The following is a 21,990-nucleotide window of genomic DNA, read 5'->3' as shown; positions in this document are numbered from 1 at the left end:
GAAAGGTGCTCTCTGTAAGTATAGTAATTTTCTCGAATTAACGTTTACTAAATTGTGATGCTTTACGAGCTTTCTTAAGACCTGGTTTGGAAAGTATGAGTTTCATTTGGGCTAAAAACAGCGTAATACCAAGTCTTTTCAGAACGATATCTACTGATTCATTTCATAAAATTTGAATCAATATTTCTTAAATAGGGGAATAAACTAATCTACCTCCTCTTAATTGAACTCACTATTATAGTTTTAAAATATTATTTTTTTAAGTAAAATTCTTTATCAAATATTTTCATACTTCTACATAAATCTCCAAATTTTGAAGTATTTTCTCTTTTTTTTGACCATTGAGCTGCTTCTTCAGGAGAAAGCTTGCCTGTTTCTACCTGATAAATACCAAATAATTTTACTCTATGCTGCCACTTAGACTTATTATTATATTTCCCTAAATAATACCACTCAGATATCATGGCTAAAAATATAATAATGAGCGCTTCTTCTAACTCCGAATTTTCATCCGAAATTTCTTGAGATAAATACCATTCTTGAAATTTCTTTATCTTTTCAATAATATCTTGATTTTGATATCCAAAAGTATTTTCAGAATAAATATCAAATTTTCCCGAGTAATCTTTCCCTTTCTCTGAACTGCCGTAGGTATCATAGAAGCCTGCAGCTTTATCAATAAACTTAACGAACGTTTTTATTGCTAGGTCTATTACCTTGATGTTATCCCCTTTATAGTATTTTTTTATGATGTTAAAATAATCAGCGTCTCCCATACTGTAAGCTCTTTTTTCATTATTTACTTCTTCAATAAGACTAACTTGAAATTTATCTGGATTTACTTTTTTATTTCCAAGATTATAAACTATTGTATTTCCTGAAGTTGAAACTGCCATTTCCCGAATTGGTTTTTTCAATTCATTGAAGTCTCTATAATTTTGTTTTCCCCACATATAATCCTGCTTTCATTTATTTTTACTACAAACTTAATTTATCTAGTGGGATAGAATTAAAGAAGTAATCACATCCCATTTTCTTGATATAATTTTTTGTATCTTCATATTGTTCGTGTTTAAACCAATCATTGAAAACACAGAAGTATTTAACCTTATAACCTAAAGAAGTAAATAATTTCTCATATTCCATTTTTTAAATGACACCCGAGTAATTTTTCATCCACAATTCCTGAAGAGTTTTGAAATTTCTTGTCAATAATATAGGCGAATTTATTTTGTTCATTTATAAAGCACTCATCTGGCTGCCACTGTTTTGAATTGTATTCTTTATAATTTATTCCTCTTGGTTTTAAAAAAATACTATACAACTTTGATTTTGAAACGGAATAGCCTATAAGAACATTATTTTTAAACACTCTATGCTGTATCACTTCAATCCCTGCCTCTTCCAAAGCATCATCTAATGACGTAATTTGTTCAAACAATAACCCATTTTTATTAGTTTTTGAACCACCACCATGTTTAGTGGGTATTCTATTGTTCATATTTTTACCCTAGTCTCTCTTGGGTATAACACCCCACGTCATATTTCTTCCAGAATAGTTCCAATAACGTATATCCTGTTCAATAAATAACCATTTAATCGTTTTTACAATTTGATCAGTAGGATAGCCTATATTAAATGTTATAGCTCTTATTTCAGAATCTGTAATCTCTTCACACTCAAAAACTTTTAGTAGTAAATCATATAACTTTTTATACATCTCTGGATCTGACTCTTTTTTCTTTTGAAGGTCTAAACCAAAATCTGTATGTTTAGGATAGTTTCTTTTTCGTTTATTAGGTTCTGAATAATTCATATTTTCGACACAAACTAAAAAATCAAAACCATTATGTAAATTTGCAGGTCTTTGTAGATATACTCTATCGCCACTTTCTAAAGTTTCAACAAAATATTTGTATTTAGAAGCATCATTTCCTCTTCCCACACCCGCTTCTTCTTGTGAAAATTTCTCTACCACTCTCATTCGTACTTCATTTCTTGTTCCACTATTTGAAAAACTATAAGTAATTTCGTGATTAGACATAACTCCCCTTTTCCCACTTTAAAACCTATCAAAATAATAATGACAGTGCTTTTTAAAATATAATTTGATCTATTATAGATCATTTTGGACTAAAATTCTAGATCAATTCGGAATTTTTGATACTGTCAATAATTATGTGTAAACACTCAAGTAGAGTTATCTATCAAAATAGTAGAAAAGGAGAATTTCATCATGAAAAAAATCTTAACACTCCTACTTCTTCCCTTATCAGCTTTTCTTCTCATTTTTTGTTCATCACAATACAACCTAGATGGCAACTACTATTAGATTGATACCGAAAAATACCTAAGAAATGAGTTGTCATTCTCTATCAAAGATACTGAAGGTACGATTGAGAAGGGAGAGTACTACAGATTCACCGTCAATAGTAAAAACAACTGAAGATGTGTCATCTAAAGAAGGTGCTGATGCTTATAAAGAAGCACTCTAGAAGTACAATGAATTACACAACTAAAAGAAAAGTCATTCAGTTTATATACACTGAATGGCTTTTTAATTTATCTAAATCACTTGATTCTCTTCAAAATATTTTCTTTCACTTCGCTTTTATCTATGTGTTGCAGTTGAAATAATTTTGTAAATCTCATCATTTTCCTTCAAGGAAGTTAATAAATCCTTAAACATAAACGCATTGAAGTTGTTAGCTTTTTCTTGTTGTATTAAAAGCAACGCCATTACCCATAAAAACTCAACCGGATACTCACCTATACTATCCAACTCTCTATATTCTTCTTCCAATGAAGTAGAAATACATTCTTGAATGATTCTATTCCTATCATCATTAGTTTTCATAGGACTTTCAATAGAATTCCAATAATCAAGTAATTTTTCAATAAAATGAATTGACAGTTCTTTTTGAATTTGCTTTTTTAAAACCAAATCTACTGACCAATGAATATGTTTTGGAGTACGAAGCCTACTCCATACTCCATCTTTTAAAACCCTATATTTTAGCACCATATCAAACTCAGAAAAGGACCCTTGATGTATATATAAGATATATTTATCAGAAATCAAAATTTCCTTAATCAATTCATTAGCATGGTAATCTGGGTTTGAGTAGCTAACATCCCGATATTCTTTTTTTCTCCTACTACTTTCTGGGATCGCACCAACTTGTTTTAAGAATCTAAAATATAAATTATAAGTTTTTGTTGTTTCTTGTGATCCATGAACAGATTCTTTTTTATCCAACAGTTTCAACAATAAGTAATGTGGATAAAAACCTTCTTTACTGAAATCGATATTATCGATTTTTAAACCCTCAATATCAGTAATTAGTCCTTGTAAATCATACCCATCAGAGTGTATACCTAAGTATTTTGACAAGTTTTTAAAGTTTGTCGTTAACAATGAAGCAATTGAATCTTCTGATAGTAAATTGTTCAAGATACGCATAATATCTTTCTTCTCAATTTGACAACTGCCACTATTTTGTCTCTTTCTTATAACGACTTTCCCATTATAAGAAAAACAACCAATAGTATACTCTCCATCTTTAAAAGTAAAGAAGGCATATCCATATTTTTTTATAACAAACTCAGACATTAAAAATCTCCTACATTACAAACCAAGGATTCTTCTGATTTCCCCTACAAATTGCTTTTTAAAATAGAAAGCATGATTCTTGTTCGAAACCTCTCTACCATACACATTTGAATAAATTGGATGATATGGTTTAGAATCCTTGCTTCTTATTTGCATGAATTTCCCGTTTGAAGTATGGATAAATCCATCATCGCTGGTTTCAATATGATGGTTCAACAACTGACAAATTGTATCATAATCGTTGTGTAGTTGTTCCCTCAAACTAAAGAATCGTTCTTCATTCAAATCAACATGGATGCTCTCTAAAAACGACCATTCTGCTGGTTCTCCGACTTTACAAACGGGAACATACAAAATATTGTCAATTTTTTCAAAAAGTGATGTTTCTTCAAACGGTATATTCTGCAACAAATCATCGATCATGCTACTAACCTGAGTAATAAAAATCGTTTCTTTTGGTTTGCCTGTTTCGTCACACTTATTAGTCTTCAATTCCCCATCCTCAAAATCTCTATTTGTGTTGGATAGTTGCATCCCTAAAGCTAATTCTAAAAGTTGTCCGGTCTTGCCTTTATTAACTATGATAGTTTGCAATTCTCCGGCAGTAAATAAGTCTTTAAATTTAATATTGGCAATCTCATTCAACTTTCTTTCAGCTTCATGTAGTTTCATTTCAGAATTCCCCATTCTATCTTTATTTTTAAATCAACTCAATCCATTTCAAACAAAAATCAATTTGATCTATTATAGATCACTTTTCAGATATTTTCTATTCTTTTAATTATCTGATATAATAGAACCTGCTAATGTTCTATCAATAAAATTAAGAAGGAGGTCTATCACTTGCAACCTTTTGTAAAATGGGCGGGTGGAAAAAGACAACTAATTCCCGAATTAACAAAAATTATGCCCTCAAATTTCAATCAATATTTTGAACCTTTTATCGGTGGTGGAGCTCTACTCCTTGAATTAGAACATAAAAACTCAGTTATCAGCGATAATAATCACGTCTTAATTGGGACATATAACGATATAAAACACAACCTCGATAAATTATTTCCATTACTGGATAAACTCCAAAATGAGCACAATTCGTGTGGCGATAAAGAAAAAGCCAAAGAATTCTACTATCAACAACGAGATAATTTCAACCAAATTATTTTTGATGATAATGAATCCTTAAATAGAAGTGCCCTTTTCTTGTATCTCAATAAAGCGTGTTTCAATGGTCTATACAGAGTTAATTCTAAAGGTCTTTTCAATGTTCCATCTAACCAAAAAACTACTATCAACATTTATGAACGAGATAATTTAGTACAAATTTCTCAATTTCTGCAAACGGTAGATATTTACAATCAAGATTTCGAAAAAACAGCTGTTAAAGCAAAAAAAGGAGACCTCGTTTTCTTCGATTCTCCTTATGCTCCACTAAATCCTACTTCTTTTGATTCTTACACTAAAGAAGGTTTCAGCACGGAAGAACACATTCGTTTAGCAAACCTTTTTAAAAAATTAACAAAAAATGGAGTTTACTGTATTCTCACCAATCATAATACAGAGTTCATCAGAGATTTATACAAAGATTTTCATGTCAAAGAAGTCAATGTTAAACGTATGATCAATAGTGATGCTAAAAATAGAGTTGGGAAAGAAGTCATAATTACAAATTATGAACTTGAGGTTTAACAATGAAAAAAGTATTTCCCAAAAACTTTACTCCTTATTTTGAAAATGATTCTACTATTCTTGTTAATGGAGATTCGTTTGAAATATTAAAAAAAATAAAATCTAAATCGGTCAACTGCATCTTTGCTGATCCACCATATTTTCTATCAAATGATGGCTTTACAAATTCTGGTGGAAAACAAGTTAGTGTAAATAAAGGGGATTGGGATAAGAGCCTAACTACTGCTGAAAAACACAAATTCAATAGAAACTGGATTAAAAAATGTAAACGAGTATTAACTGATGATGGTACTATTTGGATTAGTGGTACTCTTCACAACATATACTCCATCGGCATGGCTCTAGAGCAAGAAGGCTTTAAAATTATCAACAATATTACTTGGCAGAAGCTCAATCCACCGCCGAATTTAGCAAGAAGATCTTTCACTCACAGTACCGAGACAGTATTGTGGGCTAAAAAAGATATTAAAAATAATAAACATTTTTTCAACTATGATCTAATGCGAGAAATCAATAACGGTAAACAAATGAAAGATGTTTGGTCTGGGCCACTTACCTCACCAAAAGAAAAAAAGTTCGGAAAACACCCTACACAAAAACCTTTGTATCTTTTGGAAAGACTACTTTTAGCTTCTACAAAAGAAAATGCACTTATATTAGACCCCTTTATGGGAAGCGGGACTACTGCAGTTGCTTGTAAAAAACTTAATCGTAATTTTATTGGTATAGAAAAAGAATCTGAATTTGTAGAATTAGCGAAGAATAGAATAATAAACACTAACACAGAATTTAACTTATTTTAGAACGGCTTAGATAAATCTAAGTCGTTTTAAAGTAAACTATCTAATATTCATAGAGTTTTTCTGTTTAACAGTATATTCTTCTGTCCCAAAAATTAATTTTATATATTAAAAACAAGTAGAACTACTGAACTCTGAAATTTAACATATGTATTCAAATTATGGTATACTACAATTAGTAGTATGATTAGGAGGTTTTTATGACAAACACTCAGAATATTAGCAATATCAAGACTATTGATGATTTGAAAATAAATAACATCTATACTAATGACGTTATTGCCAAAGTTTTTAAATGTTCCAAACAAGGTGGTATGAGAAAATCAAATACAACTAATACTCTCGTTCTCATATCAAAACAAACAGGTAAATCTATATACCATGATACATGGGTAGATAATATGCTTCACTATACCGGAATGGGACAAGTAGGTGATCAAAAACTTGATTTTGCTCAGAATAGAACTTTAAAGGATTCGGCTAAAAACGGTGTTACTGTACATTTATTTGAAGTATTTAAGGACACGGAGTACACCTATGCAGGTATAGTTAAACTTGCTGAACCACCTTACAATGTAACTGAACCCGATAAAAATAATAATAAGCGTATTGTCTATAAATTCCCTCTAAAATTAAAAACCTCAGAGTATTGCCCAAATAATGAGACATTAATACAAAATAAAAAGAAATTAGAAAAATCAATATCACGTAAAACTATTCAGGAAATTAAAGAATTAGCAATTGAAAAAAGCAAATTAAATAAAAATAAACATCTTGTTAGAAAAGTATCTACTTTTACCCATGAACGTTCTCCAGAAATAAAAGAATATGTAAAGGAACATGCTAATGGAATTTGTCAATTATGTGATAATAAAGCTCCCTTTGAAGTAAAGGGTAAACCATTTTTACATGTTCACCATATTGAGTACTTATCAAGAGGCGGCGAAGACACAATTGAAAATGCAATTGCAGTTTGTCCAAATTGCCACGCTAAAATTCATCAACTTGAACTTGAAGAAGACAAAGAAAAACTACTTCGTAAAGTCCAGGATCGGAATCTTTAATTTCTTAAGCAAGCTATAAATGCTTGCTTTTTTTATTAAAACATTTAATTTTATACTTCAGCTGAAATAAATTAATAATAAGCTACCCAATTAAAAGCGTAGTTCCATTAGCACAGTTCAGGTTAAATTTTGAACAATTGAGAAAAAAATTCTATTTTGATATTGGTTATATTATGATATAGTCATGAAAACTTTAAAAGAAAAAAATATTCAACGAGCATTATGGCATATTAAGCGTCATTGTATAAATATAGAGAACAATTATGAAAATGAATTGAGCAAAACTGAGTTATTACATTTGAAATCTAGTGTTGAAACACTAAGTCGAATTTTGAACAATGAAAAGCCCTATCCAAATTTGGAAATAGATGACGTATTTTAAAATATTTATTACACTTTTATAACTACCAGCAACTTTAAATCTAGTTATAAGCTTTATCAAATAAAAAAGCACCCAAGAGATTCCTCCTGGATGTATGTAAACGTTGATATATTCATGCTGACCCACATTTTGAGAATTGTGATGCTTTACGAACTTGTTTAAAACCTGGTTTGACAAGGTCTCTTTTCTATGGTTCAGTCGGTATAATTGTGAGTTCACTATGTTCATTTACAAAACTATACATTGGTACTCCAAAACTCTCTCCAGATATATTTTCATATAGAGCTTTTACAAAAATTCTAGCCATTCACTAGATGGTTCTACAGCATCATCAGTCTGAGAAGTGAAGCACATTTGAAGAATAAGTTCCATTATATCTAAATCGAATGCAATGAATTATCCTCTCTAAATAAATGAATAGTTCTTCTGATTATAAATTATTAATGAAAAATTGGTTTATTCGGCTCTCAGCTGCACTATATAATCATAGGTATCTTTTTTTAATTTTGAAAGCGGGTAATTTAAATAATCATTAAAACCATCATTTGCAATCTCTCCAAATATCATATAATCGAAAAATTCTTCTGAAAATTCCTTTCCTATATTACCTCTATCTCCCAAAAGATTAATTAAATAATCACGATATTCTTTACAATATTCCGTCTCTTTCCTAAACATTTCAGCAACATCTTTTTCATGAATTTCATAAGCATCTTCTAATTTTAAAACATTATTTTCTTGAGATTTGTCACCAAAATATAACTGTAACTTGGAAGAATCACTTGATAGATCCACCTTAAACATAACTTCTTCATCAGAATTAACTTTAAAAGGACAAAAGTCATAACTTTTACTGTTTTTTATTCTGTTACACGTACTGCAAGATGGGATTAAATTATATAAACTTAACGCAAAGAAAGGGTAAGTTTGTTTATCATAGTAATGATCAAATTCACAACCAGAACTATCATCACGAGAATTAATATAATTTCGATTGCAGTAGGGACAAACTGTGATACCTAAGTCCTGAATTAGACTAATATTATTTTTCTTAATTTCATTTTCAGGACACTCAATCTTTTTAGTAAAAAATCTTGTGTAATAGTTTCTAAAAGTATTTAACTTTTTAGAATTTACTTTGTTATTCATTATATCCTGAGATCTATCACTATTTATAGCATCATGAAGATTTTCAAGTTCATCAAATGGCATAGTAAGTAAACTCTTAAAATCTGTTACGCGCTCCGTCTTATTTTGCTTTTCAAGTATTTCATTTAATAAATTTACTACAAATGTACCTATACCATTTGGGGCAAGAATTCTAGAGTTTTGACTTAAAATATAGTCATAATATCTTTCCAATTCCCTTTCGCTATATAATGTCGTTATTCTTATCATTTTTTCCTTCTTGAATTTTTTTTATTTGATCTTGATACCATTTTATTTGTTGTTCATATTTTGAAATTTGATCAACTTCTTCACTCCAATTTGCATTTCTTATTTGTAGTTTTAAATGTTTACGAATTATATCCTCTCCAATGCTCTCTACAAAGTCTTCAAAAAATTGTTTGATCTTTTCTGTAGGGATTTTTTCATCAAAGTTCAAGTTATATTTCTTAACAAAACCTTAGAACTATATAATTTCTCCATTCTCTTATCACTAAGAGTCATTCCAATTTCTATAATCTCATTCGTAAGGACTGAAAAAAATTTCATAATTAAAATATTTGTTATAATCCTCGAATTCCTATCTTGAAAATTTTTTTCTAAAATCTTTTCTACTCTTTTTAAACTTTTATTTAAATATTTTTTTAATGGGTCTCCGCTAAAATAAGATTTTTTGTATTTATGTATTCCTTCGCCAGCTGGAGTTAATTTTATACATAGTCTTTTATTAGAAAACTTAATTAGATCATTTAATTTCCCACTATCTTTATTATGTGACTTTTCTTTTTTAAAATCTTCAATTATTACTTTAACTTGATTAATTGAATCCTCTCTATTTAAATATATTAGATTCATTTTTCTTAACATCGCTGAGGTTGAAACATCAAAAGAATAATCTCTCAATTTTTTTGAGTCTCCCAACTCTACCGAAGCAGAAAATTTTACAACAGAATATTTACCTTCATCAGTCCCACTCTCATACGATATATCTAGAAAATTACTACTATTTTTCTCAATTATAGAATTTAACAATCTTGTTTTCCCTACACCGTTTTCCCCAACAATACAATGTAGTGAATCAATTTTATCATAGTAATTAAAACTGCCACCAACATTTTTAAGACTAAATTTTATAGGGATCTTATAATCTGAATTCATTTTAAATCTCCTTCACTATACATTCAAAATTAGTTTTAATACAATATTCAGAAAAGTTTCCTAAGACTTTATCTTTACTTATTCCAAGTTTTAAAGCACCTTGAATAGGTCCTATTTTATCATCCAAATCAATAATTCGTCTAAAGCCTATACCATTTTTATAACACTCTATAACTTTCTTAATATTAGATACGCCTGGAGAAAAAGAATGTTCCTCAAACCACTTTTCTTTTTTTCCACTTTTAGGATAAGGGATAAATATCCGAATTACATTTTCGAATATAAGTTTGTACTTCCAACTCTGTCTTCCTGCCCAAATGTAATTTAAAACATTAGACTCAGAAACTTCTAAAATTGTTGCTATATATATTGCTGCGTTATTACTTGTAATAAACACAATGTCACCCTTTTGTGGAGGGTTATTTTTTAAATTATTATCAAATTCGCTATATCCCCAGATAGAGAATGACTCTTCTTCACTTTCAGTAATATCTTCTAAATCTTTATTCTCTTCTTTTAATGCTGAAATAATAACATCTTTTGATATTTTATTTTCAATCGTATTGAGGAAGGGGGAAGATAGTCCTGTTCCCCCAGCCATTACAAATATATTTTCATCTGCCATAATCAACCTCATAAACTAAGAATTAATAAAATTTATAATCGTCAAAATCGTTTAGTTTTACCTTTTGATAAAACGCTTACATATCGATTATACCATAATACACGGTATCAACTATAAATATTTTTTTCCGAAAAATAACTATTTTCCCGAAAGAAGTAAACCAACCTTAAAAAATTACTGTATTACATCTGTAATATTTCTTTGATATAATACAAGAAAAGGAGTTAAGCAAATGAAAAGATTTATCACATTACTTTTAGTGTCTCTATCTGCAATTTTATTAATTGCATGTTCCAACCAATCAAGTAATTCTTTAGATGGTGAATACTATTGGATAAACGAGAGTAGAAATGAAGTCGCTTTTACCATTTCAGGTAACAAAGGAACTATCAATAAAGGAGAGGCTGATGCTTTTACAATTGATAAAGATAATTCAACAATCGAATTGACGGGCTCAAATATCATTAGTCGAAAAGAGAGCTACACCTTTGAAGATGGCGTGTTCACTGTCGATATTTCAGGAACGAAACAAGACTATTACAAAAAGGACAGTGAAGCATATAAAAATGCCTTGAAGAAATACAACAATAAGTAAAATTTTCAAGCTATTCGTTAGTCTTTATACAACAAAAACGCTTTAATTTTGAAGCGTTTTTGTTATCTCTCTAAAAATAAGGTCAAAGATTTCTCTTTATTTATTTTTTAGTGCTTTTCAGACTATATTTTGATCATTTGAGGAAATAAACATTATTTTTGAACGTTTATCTGATAAGATAGGAGTATGAAAAATTTAAAAGAAGATAACATTCAAAAATCCTTATGGCATATCAAACGACATTGCGAGAATATAGAAAAAAATGCTGATGATCGTAGAAGAAAAATTGACATCTTCCATCTGATGGAAAGTGTCGAGATACTAAAACGAGTTATAAACGATGAAAAACCCTATCCGAACTTGGATAGGGAGGAAGTGTTTTGAAACATATTTCACTAAATTCTAGTTCATACTTTTTGTAAAATCCATTTTCACAAGTCTGGGTTTCAAGTAATTTTAGATTAGCTTTATCTCGATTATCAACAAAGTCCGACATCTTTTTCATTCAAAAATTTAGAATGAGTTTGATTGAAGGAAGGGAAATATCAAATAAACAGCTTACCGGTTAATCTCCGTCAATGTGCAAAATCCATTGAAAATTTATCGGTTATAATAATCTCAAACGGAATACTTTTCCCATAACAAATTCCATTCTTGACTAGATATGCTTCTACATAATGTCTACCAGTGTAAAGAGTACTTTCTTTTCTAACTCTTTTACCTTCTACTAACTCAGAATTGTAAAATCCACCTCGTAAAGAATTTGCTAATTCAGCTTCCCTGCCTGTATTTGTCACTTGCCACCAAATCTCATACCCTAGTATACTATTAGCCTGTACTTCAAATTTAAGACTACCATGTTTATTCAATTTTGTTCCGCTTTCAATCTTTTTCCACCTAAATCCTTTATATAGATAACTTGCCTTTATTGATACATCTTCTATCAAAAACTCTTTCCATTTTGAATTTTGATGATGACTTATAGAATTGACATTAACAATTGGGAATTGTTCTCCACTATTCTTAAATAAGCTAGTCCTTATAAATTTTATTTTATCTAAATAAGATAAATTATAATTTCCTACATTAAAATCTAATTTAAGTTGTTCCAACCATTTTTCAAATGCTTCAAAATAGCTACTATCTTTATCCCATTTATTAGATAGAACTTCGTCCTTATTTACAGGATTATATACACAAGGTTTTCCATCTCTAAAATCAATAGCATCCTTCAAGTGTTCAATAACATAGTTTATAATATCTAAAAAATCACTATAAATTGTACTGGCAGCCTGATATTGCTTTGCTGCTAATGTCGTGATGATTATAGAACTTGGTTTATATTCAATATCTTTTTCAAAACAAACCTCAGCATGTCTTTTCAAGATTTGAACAATCCTTTGCAAGGGAGTTCTAACTCTATATTCAGGAACTTTTTCAATAGATGCAGAAAATCTTTTAGCAACTTCTTTATGATAGATAGCGAACTTTGAAAGATCTCTAAACCACTTAGCGTACTCTTTTGGGTTACTTGTCTCCCAATTAGAAGTAATTTCAAAATAGTTTTCATGAGTTTTATCCGTGATTGCTATAAACCCATCATTTTTTTCGTTTAAAGGGACTGACGGCAGTATGTCTATATGAAAATTGCTTTCATCAACATATTTTAATGTCCAGCAGCGTTTGCTTTCCTCTGGCCCACTGGACATTGACTGAGCCTTAGCGTAACTCTTAACAATTTCCCCAAGATTATTTTTCAAAGAATATTGAGATTGGTCGTTTCTTCTTAACTTTGTGAAGTTGCAAACTATATCAATATCAAAAGCTCCATCTTCTGTTAATGGCTTGATGGCTGTTCCCAATTTAAACGATCCTTGCAAGTATATATCTGGGCTATTTTTGCTAAGTTCTGAATTTTTGATATAGTTAGCAATAGAATTGTACCTATTAGTAGCTATTTCATATTTCGAATACGAAACATCCAATTCTTCCATAATTGATTTAATCTCTTTTGAGATAGTAATATCTGTCAAAGTATCTTCCTCCTAAACAATATACTTCGAGGTTGCAGAAATCTTTTTAGAAAGTCCGTCTTTAGCAAAACAATTTTTTTCTATATCCTCAGCCTCTATTAGAAAATAATCATCATTTTCTAATACTTTGTCTAATATTTCTGTAGGTATTCTTGCTTCAAAAATGTCAAATATTTTTAATTCATCCATTTGAAAGTAAGTTGAAAACATGATTGGTTCTTTGACAGTTTTTAGATATTCAACTTGCGACTTTGTTACTAGGTCCTCTATAGAAATTCCAGCAGGTTCTAATTCTTCAATAAGCTCTCTAATTACAGTTACTTCCCTATTTTTTCTCGTATCAAACCAGTTAATAAACTGTACAAGGTGCTTCCCTTTTGTTATTAATCTTAGATCTCCACCTTCATAAAATCGAGTCTCAGATTCATCTTTCAACTCTAATTCTTCTTTTAGCCCTTTGAAGGAATCATGATATTTATAAACACCTCCTATAGGTTGATATTGGTCTATTCTTCTCCCTTTTATCAGCAAATAGCGGCCATTAGTCTGTTTAATTTGAAATAGGTAAGCACAACTCAATCTTATATCTTTGTTCCATCGAATAAGAGATTGAGACCATATTTTAATTCTACGTCTATTATTAAATATTGTCGATACAAGAAAAGTAATAACCGCAACAATTAGATTAACAATTAAGTCATGTAATATCTCCAAAACTACTCCTCCACTTCAAACTTCGTAGACTATTGACCAAGTTCACCGAGGAAGGAATCAATGTCTGACTTTTGGTTACTATGATTATAAAATTTAGTCTGAATAGCTCCAGTTCACCAGTATGCTTCTTCGCCACTAAGTCTACGCCTATATCGATTTTAGGAATTCTATAGCTATCTGGGACATCAGCCAACATCCAAACACCTATGAATTCATTCTTGTAGGTTGGTTCATTCTTTAAACATGCACGTACTAGATATTCAAAATAGGTCCCGCGACCAAGTTGTGTTTCCGCTAATTCATCAATTTGTGCAATTAGTGCTTCAAAAGTCATACGCTTCTCCTGTATGCCAAGAGACCTATAGGATTGTTTAAGTATGTCAGTACTTAACTAAATGCCCCATAGCTGATCATAGTTAGAACTATTATAACCTTTTAAAGTTCAAAAAAATAGCATTAACTGCATAGTAATGCTATTTTGAACCTATATACCAATATTTTCTGATTAAGTTACTATCTTGTCCACTTTCTATTCGGAAGTAAAAATAATGGTTCCATCCATCTTTAGAATTCTCTTTATTAAGTTTGAAGTAGTTTTTCTGATTCATTGCCATTGTTCTTAGGATGTCATCAATTAAGAAGGTCAAAGGCACATTCATCGCTGAATATTTTTGGAAGTCTTCTTCGAATCGGATATAGCCTTCTGAGAAGTAATCCATCTGCAATTTATTTTCATAAAGTTCTTTTCTACTCATAGACAACCTCTTCTAATAGTTGAATGTCCAGGATGTCTTCCACTTCAATCAGTTGGCATCCTTCAAGTGTTTTGATGGATATTGCCTTTACTGCAATTTCCCCCACCTCCCCAATTAAGGTTGTTTTTTTAGCTTTTTGTTTGACTATAAAGCGCCCCTTTAAATTCCCAACATAGAGCTGAGAAAGTAATAATAGTTTTTCTGTTCTGTTCAAGTCACTGGTTAGATCGACACGATATTTTTCTTCTCCTAGTGACGTGGTATGTTCAGATAAAAAGAAGCCCATCCATTTTTGCATACCTGAGTCTTGATATTCTCGGGCTGACTGATAGGGTAAATAGGAACGATCAATCATTTTAAACCATCTAGTCCACCAGCAGAATGACCTCCAATTAGTTTACTTCTAGCGATGCTTCTTGATGCTGACTCAAGCGCATTGGCTTTTAAAAGTGAAGTGAACCCAAACTGATCTCGTATGCTGTCAATCGCTGATTGGAGCCTTTCTTCTTTTTCTATTTTTTCAACATCATCAAATAAAGAAATGAGTCCAAACGATTCATCCACCAAACCCGAATAGTTAACGGCAATGTTCCTTACAGCACCTGAACTGTATTTCTGATGAAATAACTGTAAAACTACATTAGTTAGCGTGTCCGTATGATTAGTTGGTTCAATCTTTTTTTGTGTGTTAATTGATTTTTTATTTTCCTGTTTGGAATAGCCTACATGAACAGAGACGACAGTTGTTTTCTTACCTGCTCGTCTAAGACGAATAGCAACCTGTTCTGCCATCTCTCGAAGAACAATCTCAATATCCCGTTGCTTGACATAATCTCTTGGTAAGACTTGGGAGTTACCTAGTCCAGTGCTCTTTGGTTTATATGGATTATTAACATTGCTTTCATCTACTCCATTTGCGTAAAACCAGAGACGTAGCCCTACTACTCCCAAAGACTTTTTTAGTAAGTCGGGATTACTATTAGCAAGTTCCTTAACAGAAAAGATTCCCAGGTCATTTAATCTCTTTTCCATACGATGACCAATCCCCCAAAAATCCGTCATATTAGGAATTGCCCAAACCTTGCTTTCTACGTCTTCATAAGACCAATTAGCACGCATGGTGGGCATTTTCTTAGCTTCATTGTCTAGGGCTAGCTTAGCAAGCAAGGGATTACTATTTGACATACCCACAGTTGAGTAAATACCTGTCTTTCGCCAAATATCCTTTTGAATCTTAGCAGAAATCATATCCAATTTATCTTTTCGGGATATGGTCTGATCGCTAACAAAGTAGTTAAGAGAAGTCGTTAGGTCAATAAATCCCTCATCAATTGAATAAGGGTATATTTCATTGGGGCTACCGTAATCTTTGAAAACTCGTTGTATTTCCATATTAACCTCAATGTACTTGTCCATTCGAGGTGGAACGATAAAGGTGGTCTTCGCCCATTCCTCAATATAGCGTACAAAGTCTGGATCCGTTGGAAGTCCCTGTTTTTTTGCATTATAGAAAGAAAATTTTCTGGTTTTAACGTCAAAAGGTAAATCATAAGCCCGACCAACATTCTTTTTTCCAAATACTTTCTTAAACATAGGTGATGATGCCAATATTAATCCAGCAGAATTATCCGCTCGACTCATCACGCAGAGGGAGGTTTTAAGAGGATGAAGCCCTCGATCCACACACTCAACGCTTGCATAGAAGGATTTCATATCAATAAAGGCAATATCACTGACAGGCTCTTTTGAATAGTCAATGATTCCCATAACCTAGTCCTCCAGAGGCATAAAGTTTCCGACAATTTTTCCGACAATCCGAGGATCATCGTCATAAGGAGCAAATTTGTCTTTGTATTTTTTATTGATGGAAACGAGGCGTAAGCCGTCTTCTTCCAAGTAGACACGCTTGATATAGGTCTGCTCATTCCAAACAACTGCATAAACTGCCCCATTATAATCAAAGCCTGTCTCACGAATAAGGGCAACGGATCCATTCGGGTATTTAGGATCCATAGAGTCCCCTGAAACCCAAGAGGCGAAATCATGTCCTAACTCCTCATTATAGTAGACCGTATCGTATTCTTTTTCTCCATAGATAGTGGCTCCAAGACCAGCAGACATTTCTTCATAGACCCGATATTCATAACGTGGTTCAGCAATAGGGACCACCTTCTTATTCTGTTCTTCTGTAACTAAGTCACGAGCATAAGACACAACTTGTTCTTTTCCATTGGGTGAGAGGACATTATAGAGTCTGACAATCTCTATCTCAGTGAAATAGCCTTTGGGGACGTTCAAAAGTTTCTCTAATAATGCCACTTTCTCAGTAGAAGGTTCTTTGACTCCACGTTCCCAAGCAGAATAGGCTTGATAGCTAATTCCTAGCTTATCTGCAATATCTTTTTGTGTTAGTTTTAGCTCTTTCCTCCGAGCTTTTAATTTTTCTGGTTGATACATGTTTCTCCTCACATGACTAATAATTCTAAATTTGCCTTTCTTCTAGCTTCTGTCTCTGATAGTTTGTTGCTATCCCACACGTAAGCTAAAGATTTTCCCTTATTGTAAACAAGCCACACTTTAAAATACTTTATCTTCCTGATTTCATCCCATCGTGTCTGGTCAAGCAATTCTGGTAGTTCTTGACTCGTCACGAAATTGGTTTGTTTCAATCTCTTCTTTAGCCGTGCTATAAGCGAGGGTTGATATTGATTGAACTCTTCAATCAATATTTTTTTCAGCTTATGAAAGTAATGGTGAAGGGAGGCGTTTTGACCGTCTAGGTATTCATCTACTGCCTGCTTGATGGCTGATTCAGTATCCACTTGATAAACTCTCAACAAGTCAATCAGCCGAAAATAAAGTGCCTGCTTTGAAACTTCTAGATCCTCTTTGATCTTTTGGAAAGAATCGCAAGAGTAGTAAATCTTGGATAATAGCACAATATCAGGCATCAGAACAATAGCTGAAAATACATTGGCTTCTCTCTCTATAATAGATTCCTGATTATCCACTGATTCTGTAAAATAAGAACCATCGTGTTTCAAGATAAAGTGGCCTAATTCATGACACAAGGTAAAGTGACGCTTGGTCACTGGATTGTCTTGCTCATAGGAAAAACTCGTCCCTAGTTTATCAATAACTGTCAAACCTTCAATTTTATGATTTGAAAAGTGGTGACTGATGACTTGAATGTTATTCTCATGAATGCAATAAGCAAAATAATAGTGAAAGTGATAATTCAGAATCGAAATTTCCTCCTTTTTCATAAAAAAGTAGAGGGTTTGTTTTGTGATTTCACTTACTCGTAAATATAATTCATCCAATGAATAACACCTCCTTTAAATCTCAACATCTGACAAACTAAACCAGAATGGTTGAGTTTATTATACAAAAAAAGTAGACAATTGTCTACTGAAAATTCTAAAATATATCCTCAAACTTAGCAGAATCAATCTCTGATCTTCTAGCAAGAATCTTTTCCTTAATTATGGATATCAATTCATTCGGAGATTTATTTGCTAACGAATCATACATTATAAATATCAAAAATTCATCTGATATCAAACCATCTGAAAAATCAAATCTATTATATTCATCATAGTTCGTTTGAAAGTCCTTACGTAAAAATTCTTCTGAGATTAAACGTTCTGATATATCACTCCTAGCAAATTCATCGATTAACTTTAAAATATTATTTCCGACGTTAATCTTATACATCTGATCTAGATTATATAATCGTTCAAACCAATACTTTAGTCTTAGATATTGATTCTCATCTTGTATTTCAGATTCATCAAAAGATGTTAAATGAACATTTACCACGATATCCCCCCTAGATGCATATATATAACATTTTATATACTTTGCTAAAGAAACTCCATGAAAATACGCATTAAAAACACCTGTCGATTCATCTTTACCATATCCATGACGTTTTCGCTTATTACAGGTCCAGCAAGTTGTAACAAGATTACAGGGAGTTATAGCAAATTGAGGAAATTTAGACTTTGGTAAAACATGATCTAAATTTTTATCATTAAATCCCCACCGCTTATCACAAATAGGACATCTATCTGGAGTCAGAGAATATAGTCTATCCTTATAACCATGACTATCCTTCATACAATAATTGAAAATACCTTCCATTTGTTTAACAGTTATACCATATGCATCGTCCATCTCTTCCATAGTATACAATTGATGTCTATTGTCAAGATAGATTCCCTCATACAACTCTAGCTGTGCTTTCCACTCTGCTGAATCTACTTGTGTGAAAACATCCTTGATGTTCTGATCTTCCTTATTTGAAGAATCAGTGATTGCAGTATCACATACATCAGAAACTTTAAAATCCGGTTCGTCAATCTTCTTCATTTGTTTTTAATTCCTTCGATAGCCGTAATATAATTCTTGCTTCACTGCCCAAAGCGGCTTCAAAACTATCTGAAATTTGTTCTTCATCTATTTTATCTTGTAATACTTTATAGAAACCTGTATTTCTTAAGTCAGTACCAAAAATAGTATCATTAATAAAGCTAACACTTTCTCCATAAGTTTTACTTGATAGTTTCACTATACTACCCCTATGTCTATCAAAATCATATTTTAACTTCCTGATATTTGTATTAGGTATTTCCTGAAGTACGATTGCAGAGTGGGTTGCTAATAAACAAACACCATTTCCTTCCTCAACAATTTCTTCTACTGCCCTAATATACGCCTTTAAAAGTGGAGGGTGTAAGAATAGTTCAGGTTCGTCAATAATTACAAGTGTTTTTTCAAAGACCTTAATAATCAAATTCAATAAACTCAGTAAAACTATTTTTTGACCAGAACTTAATTCATTAATTATTTCTTCTGATAAATTTCTCTCTTCAATCAATGGAAGAATTCGAATAAACAACGGATCAAAGGAAAATTTATCTATAATTTTTTTAGTTCTACTTTCATTTTTGGGGGTTGTTGCCTCCGTAAAAAGTGTTTTTATTTCCTTAGTAATATAATCCTCTAAACTAGTCGTCTTATTGAAATCGATTCCAATGAATTTATAATTTTCGCTATCTTTCTTTATAATTCCAGTATCAAAAGGACTATATGAAATTAATACAATTGACTCAAATTGATTTATATTAGAAGTAATATTATTAAATAAATCACTATTTTTTTTAATATAAAGATCAATCAAATTTTTTATAAAATAGGTTTTCCCAGCTCCATTATTCCCTACAATTGCATATAAAGTATCTGGAAAATATTCTAATGAATGTGGATTCTTGCTAAATTCTAAAACATTGTTTTCATTTTTATCGACAATACTAATTTGATATTCATCGATATATTTTCCACCCATACTCAATCTATGCAACTGATTTCTGATTTCACTTAAAGAAACACTACGTAAAAAAGAATGCTTCAATAAATAATAGTCCTCTATGGGATGATAAATTGAATCATGCTTAATTGACTCATCTAGTCTATTTAAATCATAAGCAATATCCCCCATTTTTTTGAAATACTCATCTTTTTCAGGTGAGGATAGAAAATTATTTAAAAATTCATAATACTCTTTATCTCCAAGTGAAATCAGATTATATCCTTCATCTTGAACAAGAATCGATTGTAAGTCTATTTCCTTTTCATGCTGGTAAGGAATGAATGATATTTTAAGACTACCAAAATCGTAAATTTCACCTTCAATTTTTGCTGTCAATGCATACAATGTTCTATAGCCATAATCGTTCCAATGATCAAAAGCATAATAAATACCATCTCCTAGAGAACTAAAATCCTTATCAGTTAGAGGAAAATCTTTCTTCCATGTCTTACGTATAAAAGGATATTTTTCAAAAAAATCTATCATATTTTTAACCTCATAGCTTGTCGAAGCTTCACTTAAAGCAAGTCACCTTTTTTAAAGGCTTGCTTCCGTTCTTCCATAAACTCAATCAACTCTTTTTTAAAAATTTCCTTTTCTTCTTCGGTCAGTCCTTTTGAGTTCATACGGAAAAGTAATTCAATATTGTCTAATTCATCTGATTCTTCGTCTAAGTTCCCAACCAGATAATCAACGGACACATTTAAAACTTGTGCAATTTTAACGAGATTCTCCTGTGTTGGTTTTTTTACTCCACGTTCCCATGAAGCGTAAGCAGGTTGCGAAATTCCCAGTTTTTCGGCAACTTCAACTTGAGTAAAGCTTGCCTTTTTTCTTAGTTCTTTTAAGCGTTCCGAAAAGTCCATTTTTAAGCCTCTAAAAATTTTAAAAATTTTTCCAAAAACCTCTTGACAAATATAACCAATGGTTATATAATATAAATATAGCCGATAGTTATATTGGTTTTAAAAATAATAATGCTAACTTCTAGCATCACGATCTTTGAAAATTAAATAAAAAGTGCGTCTGACAACCAGAGGACTGATTGCCAAAACTACACTAAACTTCGTACCTTTATTGTAAACGTTTTGGAAAGAAAAGTCAAGTCTGTTTGATGGTTGAAGTGAAGATTTAAAACATTTTTGTGGACTTCCACGCATTTCGGACTTTCGCACTTTTCCGAATAGTAAAGTGAACTGGCTTCGCCAAAAGGCGTAAGAGAATCTTAAGGGTATGACAATGACTACCTGATGAGATTGGCTGGGAAAGCGATGGTAATTCATGCAATGCACCTTGCTAAACGTTGCCACCGTGAAGGAAGAATCCTTCAACCAAATAACTTTTCTCTACTGCTGTCTATCTAATTTACTAGATAGATTTACTCTAGCTACTAAGTCCATTTTCTTAGTAGCTTTTTACTTTTACAATAAAGGAGAACATATGACTAACTTTTTTCGCACAACAATGTGAACGAATTTATAAAAACTACATTTTCACCTATGATATCTTTTCTACATCTGAACAACTCCAGGGACAACTCTATCATCAAGCCCAGAAGGATTTAGATAAACTTGCCAACCAATCACTGCTTACTGGCTTTTCTCAAGGTGAAGTACAATTTTATAGCAGAATGTTTAAACGAAAACTTTTTACTCATTATTACTCACGAGTGAAGCAACTAGCTTAACTCTTTTTATTTTACACTCAGAAAGGAAATACTTATGATTCCAGAAACACTTGTCATGCTACCAGAATTTATCGGTACTGCTTACTACGAAAAATTGGGAAATGCCCCACGCTATGTCTTCGGAAAAGAAGGCAAATATCAACGCCACGTGCTAAACAATGAACAACACGGAGCCTTCCACGTGATTACACCAGCTTCTGCTACTGTCTTTCCAGAAGATGCTCTAGTTGAAGTGGTCAATCCAATTTTCCTTGCAGACACTTCCCTAAACGGAAATTCCGTTGCCCCAGCGCTCAATGTATTTGCTGAAAAATTGGTTTTGAAAAAATAAAAAAGA

26 protein-coding genes and 1 pseudogene are annotated in these 21,990 nt (G+C 31.6%); 6 read left to right on the top strand and 21 right to left on the bottom strand.

What is annotated here, in order from left to right; translation table 11 throughout:
- Positions 1–37 precede the first annotated feature (37 nt).
- The 6 genes and pseudogenes from GMD4S_RS13830 to GMD4S_RS11105 form a co-directional block, all read right to left on the bottom strand.
- Positions 38–142: pseudogene (locus tag GMD4S_RS13830) on the bottom strand (30S ribosomal protein S9); the annotation flags it as partial.
- Between the two features lie 109 nt (positions 143–251).
- Complete coding sequence (locus GMD4S_RS11125) at positions 252–953, bottom strand: DUF7004 family protein (protein ID WP_000264479.1); 702 nt, start codon at positions 951–953, stop codon at positions 252–254.
- A 182-nt stretch (positions 954–1,135) separates the two neighbouring features.
- A complete protein-coding gene (locus GMD4S_RS11120; RefSeq protein WP_008282470.1) occupies positions 1,136–1,501 on the bottom strand; it encodes a hypothetical protein in 366 nt (121 codons plus the stop codon).
- Positions 1,502–1,510: 9 nt separating this feature from the next.
- Positions 1,511–2,044: a hypothetical protein gene (locus GMD4S_RS11115; RefSeq protein ID WP_000064905.1), complete on the bottom strand. Its 534-nt coding sequence runs from the start codon at positions 2,042–2,044 to the stop codon at positions 1,511–1,513.
- 567 nt (positions 2,045–2,611) lie between these two features.
- A complete protein-coding gene (locus tag GMD4S_RS11110; RefSeq protein WP_001288894.1) occupies positions 2,612–3,613 on the bottom strand; it encodes a hypothetical protein in 1,002 nt (333 codons plus the stop codon).
- 15 nt (positions 3,614–3,628) lie between these two features.
- Entirely contained in the window at positions 3,629–4,285 is a 657-nt protein-coding gene (locus GMD4S_RS11105; RefSeq protein ID WP_000766070.1) for a MutH/Sau3AI family endonuclease, read from the bottom strand.
- A 171-nt stretch (positions 4,286–4,456) separates the two neighbouring features.
- On the opposite strand from GMD4S_RS11105, the gene GMD4S_RS11100 reads away from it, so the two are divergent.
- The 3 genes from GMD4S_RS11100 (at position 4,457) to GMD4S_RS11090 (ending at position 7,163) form a co-directional block, all read left to right on the top strand.
- Positions 4,457–5,299, top strand: a complete 843-nt coding sequence (locus tag GMD4S_RS11100; RefSeq protein WP_001182267.1) for a DNA adenine methylase — start codon at positions 4,457–4,459, stop codon at positions 5,297–5,299.
- 2 nt (positions 5,300–5,301) lie between these two features.
- A complete protein-coding gene (locus GMD4S_RS11095) occupies positions 5,302–6,102 on the top strand; it encodes a DNA-methyltransferase (protein WP_000755287.1) in 801 nt (266 codons plus the stop codon).
- A gap of 197 nt (positions 6,103–6,299) precedes the next feature.
- A complete protein-coding gene (locus tag GMD4S_RS11090; RefSeq protein WP_000185763.1) occupies positions 6,300–7,163 on the top strand; it encodes an HNH endonuclease in 864 nt (287 codons plus the stop codon).
- A gap of 838 nt (positions 7,164–8,001) precedes the next feature.
- Here the strand turns inward: GMD4S_RS11090 and GMD4S_RS11080 are convergent.
- The 4 genes from GMD4S_RS11080 to GMD4S_RS11065 are packed head-to-tail and all read right to left on the bottom strand — an operon-like array spanning position 8,002 to position 10,495.
- Complete coding sequence (locus tag GMD4S_RS11080; RefSeq protein ID WP_000619428.1) at positions 8,002–8,943, bottom strand: hypothetical protein; 942 nt, start codon at positions 8,941–8,943, stop codon at positions 8,002–8,004.
- Positions 8,918–9,151, bottom strand: a complete 234-nt coding sequence (locus GMD4S_RS11075) for a hypothetical protein (RefSeq protein ID WP_001008296.1) — start codon at positions 9,149–9,151, stop codon at positions 8,918–8,920. Before GMD4S_RS11075 ends, GMD4S_RS11080 begins: the two co-directional genes overlap by 26 nt.
- Positions 9,148–9,870, bottom strand: a complete 723-nt coding sequence (locus tag GMD4S_RS11070) for a hypothetical protein (RefSeq protein ID WP_001083556.1) — start codon at positions 9,868–9,870, stop codon at positions 9,148–9,150. The genes GMD4S_RS11075 and GMD4S_RS11070 overlap by 4 nt, the downstream gene beginning before the upstream one ends.
- Before the next feature lies 1 nt (position 9,871).
- The gene (locus GMD4S_RS11065; RefSeq protein WP_000752836.1) at positions 9,872–10,495 is read right to left on the bottom strand and encodes a hypothetical protein; all 624 of its coding nucleotides are present in this window, start codon (positions 10,493–10,495) and stop codon (positions 9,872–9,874) included.
- 232 nt (positions 10,496–10,727) lie between these two features.
- Here GMD4S_RS11065 and GMD4S_RS11060 point away from each other — a divergent pair, with 232 nt between their 5' ends.
- Both GMD4S_RS11060 and GMD4S_RS11055 read left to right on the top strand, forming a co-directional pair.
- Positions 10,728–11,090: a hypothetical protein gene (locus GMD4S_RS11060; protein WP_000819423.1), complete on the top strand. Its 363-nt coding sequence runs from the start codon at positions 10,728–10,730 to the stop codon at positions 11,088–11,090.
- Positions 11,091–11,276: 186 nt separating this feature from the next.
- The gene (locus GMD4S_RS11055) at positions 11,277–11,474 is read left to right on the top strand and encodes a hypothetical protein (protein WP_000793099.1); all 198 of its coding nucleotides are present in this window, start codon (positions 11,277–11,279) and stop codon (positions 11,472–11,474) included.
- A 191-nt stretch (positions 11,475–11,665) separates the two neighbouring features.
- Here the strand turns inward: GMD4S_RS11055 and GMD4S_RS11050 are convergent, their stop codons facing one another.
- The 11 genes from GMD4S_RS11050 to GMD4S_RS11000 form a co-directional block, all read right to left on the bottom strand.
- Complete coding sequence (locus tag GMD4S_RS11050) at positions 11,666–13,123, bottom strand: nucleotidyltransferase (RefSeq protein WP_000129936.1); 1,458 nt, start codon at positions 13,121–13,123, stop codon at positions 11,666–11,668.
- Positions 13,124–13,135: 12 nt separating this feature from the next.
- The gene (locus GMD4S_RS11045; RefSeq protein ID WP_000404289.1) at positions 13,136–13,837 is read right to left on the bottom strand and encodes an SMODS-associated NUDIX domain-containing protein; all 702 of its coding nucleotides are present in this window, start codon (positions 13,835–13,837) and stop codon (positions 13,136–13,138) included.
- Positions 13,821–14,171: a restriction endonuclease gene (locus GMD4S_RS11040; protein ID WP_008282466.1), complete on the bottom strand. Its 351-nt coding sequence runs from the start codon at positions 14,169–14,171 to the stop codon at positions 13,821–13,823. The genes GMD4S_RS11045 and GMD4S_RS11040 overlap by 17 nt, the downstream gene beginning before the upstream one ends.
- 139 nt (positions 14,172–14,310) lie before the next feature.
- Positions 14,311–14,592, bottom strand: coding sequence for a DUF5960 family protein (locus GMD4S_RS11035; RefSeq protein ID WP_000087382.1), 282 nt, complete (start codon positions 14,590–14,592; stop codon positions 14,311–14,313).
- Entirely contained in the window at positions 14,585–14,947 is a 363-nt protein-coding gene (locus GMD4S_RS11030; protein WP_000567226.1) for a hypothetical protein, read from the bottom strand. The genes GMD4S_RS11035 and GMD4S_RS11030 overlap by 8 nt, the downstream gene beginning before the upstream one ends.
- Positions 14,944–16,359, bottom strand: coding sequence for a Y-family DNA polymerase (locus GMD4S_RS11025; protein ID WP_000511335.1), 1,416 nt, complete (start codon positions 16,357–16,359; stop codon positions 14,944–14,946). The genes GMD4S_RS11030 and GMD4S_RS11025 overlap by 4 nt, the downstream gene beginning before the upstream one ends.
- A 3-nt stretch (positions 16,360–16,362) precedes the next feature.
- Positions 16,363–17,049, bottom strand: a complete 687-nt coding sequence (locus GMD4S_RS11020; RefSeq protein ID WP_000284659.1) for an XRE family transcriptional regulator — start codon at positions 17,047–17,049, stop codon at positions 16,363–16,365.
- Positions 17,050–17,057: 8 nt separating this feature from the next.
- Positions 17,058–17,915 carry an ImmA/IrrE family metallo-endopeptidase gene (locus GMD4S_RS11015; protein ID WP_000344041.1) on the bottom strand — a complete coding sequence of 286 codons (858 nt, stop codon included), beginning with the start codon at positions 17,913–17,915 and terminating at the stop codon, positions 17,058–17,060.
- Positions 17,916–18,012: 97 nt separating this feature from the next.
- Positions 18,013–18,966 carry an HNH endonuclease gene (locus tag GMD4S_RS11010; protein ID WP_000717712.1) on the bottom strand — a complete coding sequence of 318 codons (954 nt, stop codon included), beginning with the start codon at positions 18,964–18,966 and terminating at the stop codon, positions 18,013–18,015.
- Complete coding sequence (locus GMD4S_RS11005; protein ID WP_000564715.1) at positions 18,953–20,452, bottom strand: AAA family ATPase; 1,500 nt, start codon at positions 20,450–20,452, stop codon at positions 18,953–18,955. The genes GMD4S_RS11010 and GMD4S_RS11005 overlap by 14 nt, the downstream gene beginning before the upstream one ends.
- A 32-nt stretch (positions 20,453–20,484) precedes the next feature.
- Positions 20,485–20,832 carry a helix-turn-helix domain-containing protein gene (locus GMD4S_RS11000; protein ID WP_000347608.1) on the bottom strand — a complete coding sequence of 116 codons (348 nt, stop codon included), beginning with the start codon at positions 20,830–20,832 and terminating at the stop codon, positions 20,485–20,487.
- An 855-nt stretch (positions 20,833–21,687) separates the two neighbouring features.
- Between GMD4S_RS11000 and GMD4S_RS10995 the strand changes: the two genes are divergently transcribed.
- Positions 21,688–21,984, top strand: coding sequence for a hypothetical protein (locus tag GMD4S_RS10995; RefSeq protein WP_000611955.1), 297 nt, complete (start codon positions 21,688–21,690; stop codon positions 21,982–21,984).
- Positions 21,985–21,990 lie beyond the last annotated feature (6 nt).

This window comes from Streptococcus sp. GMD4S (genome assembly GCF_000296955.1).
This window is presented reverse-complemented; position numbering and strand designations above follow the sequence as displayed.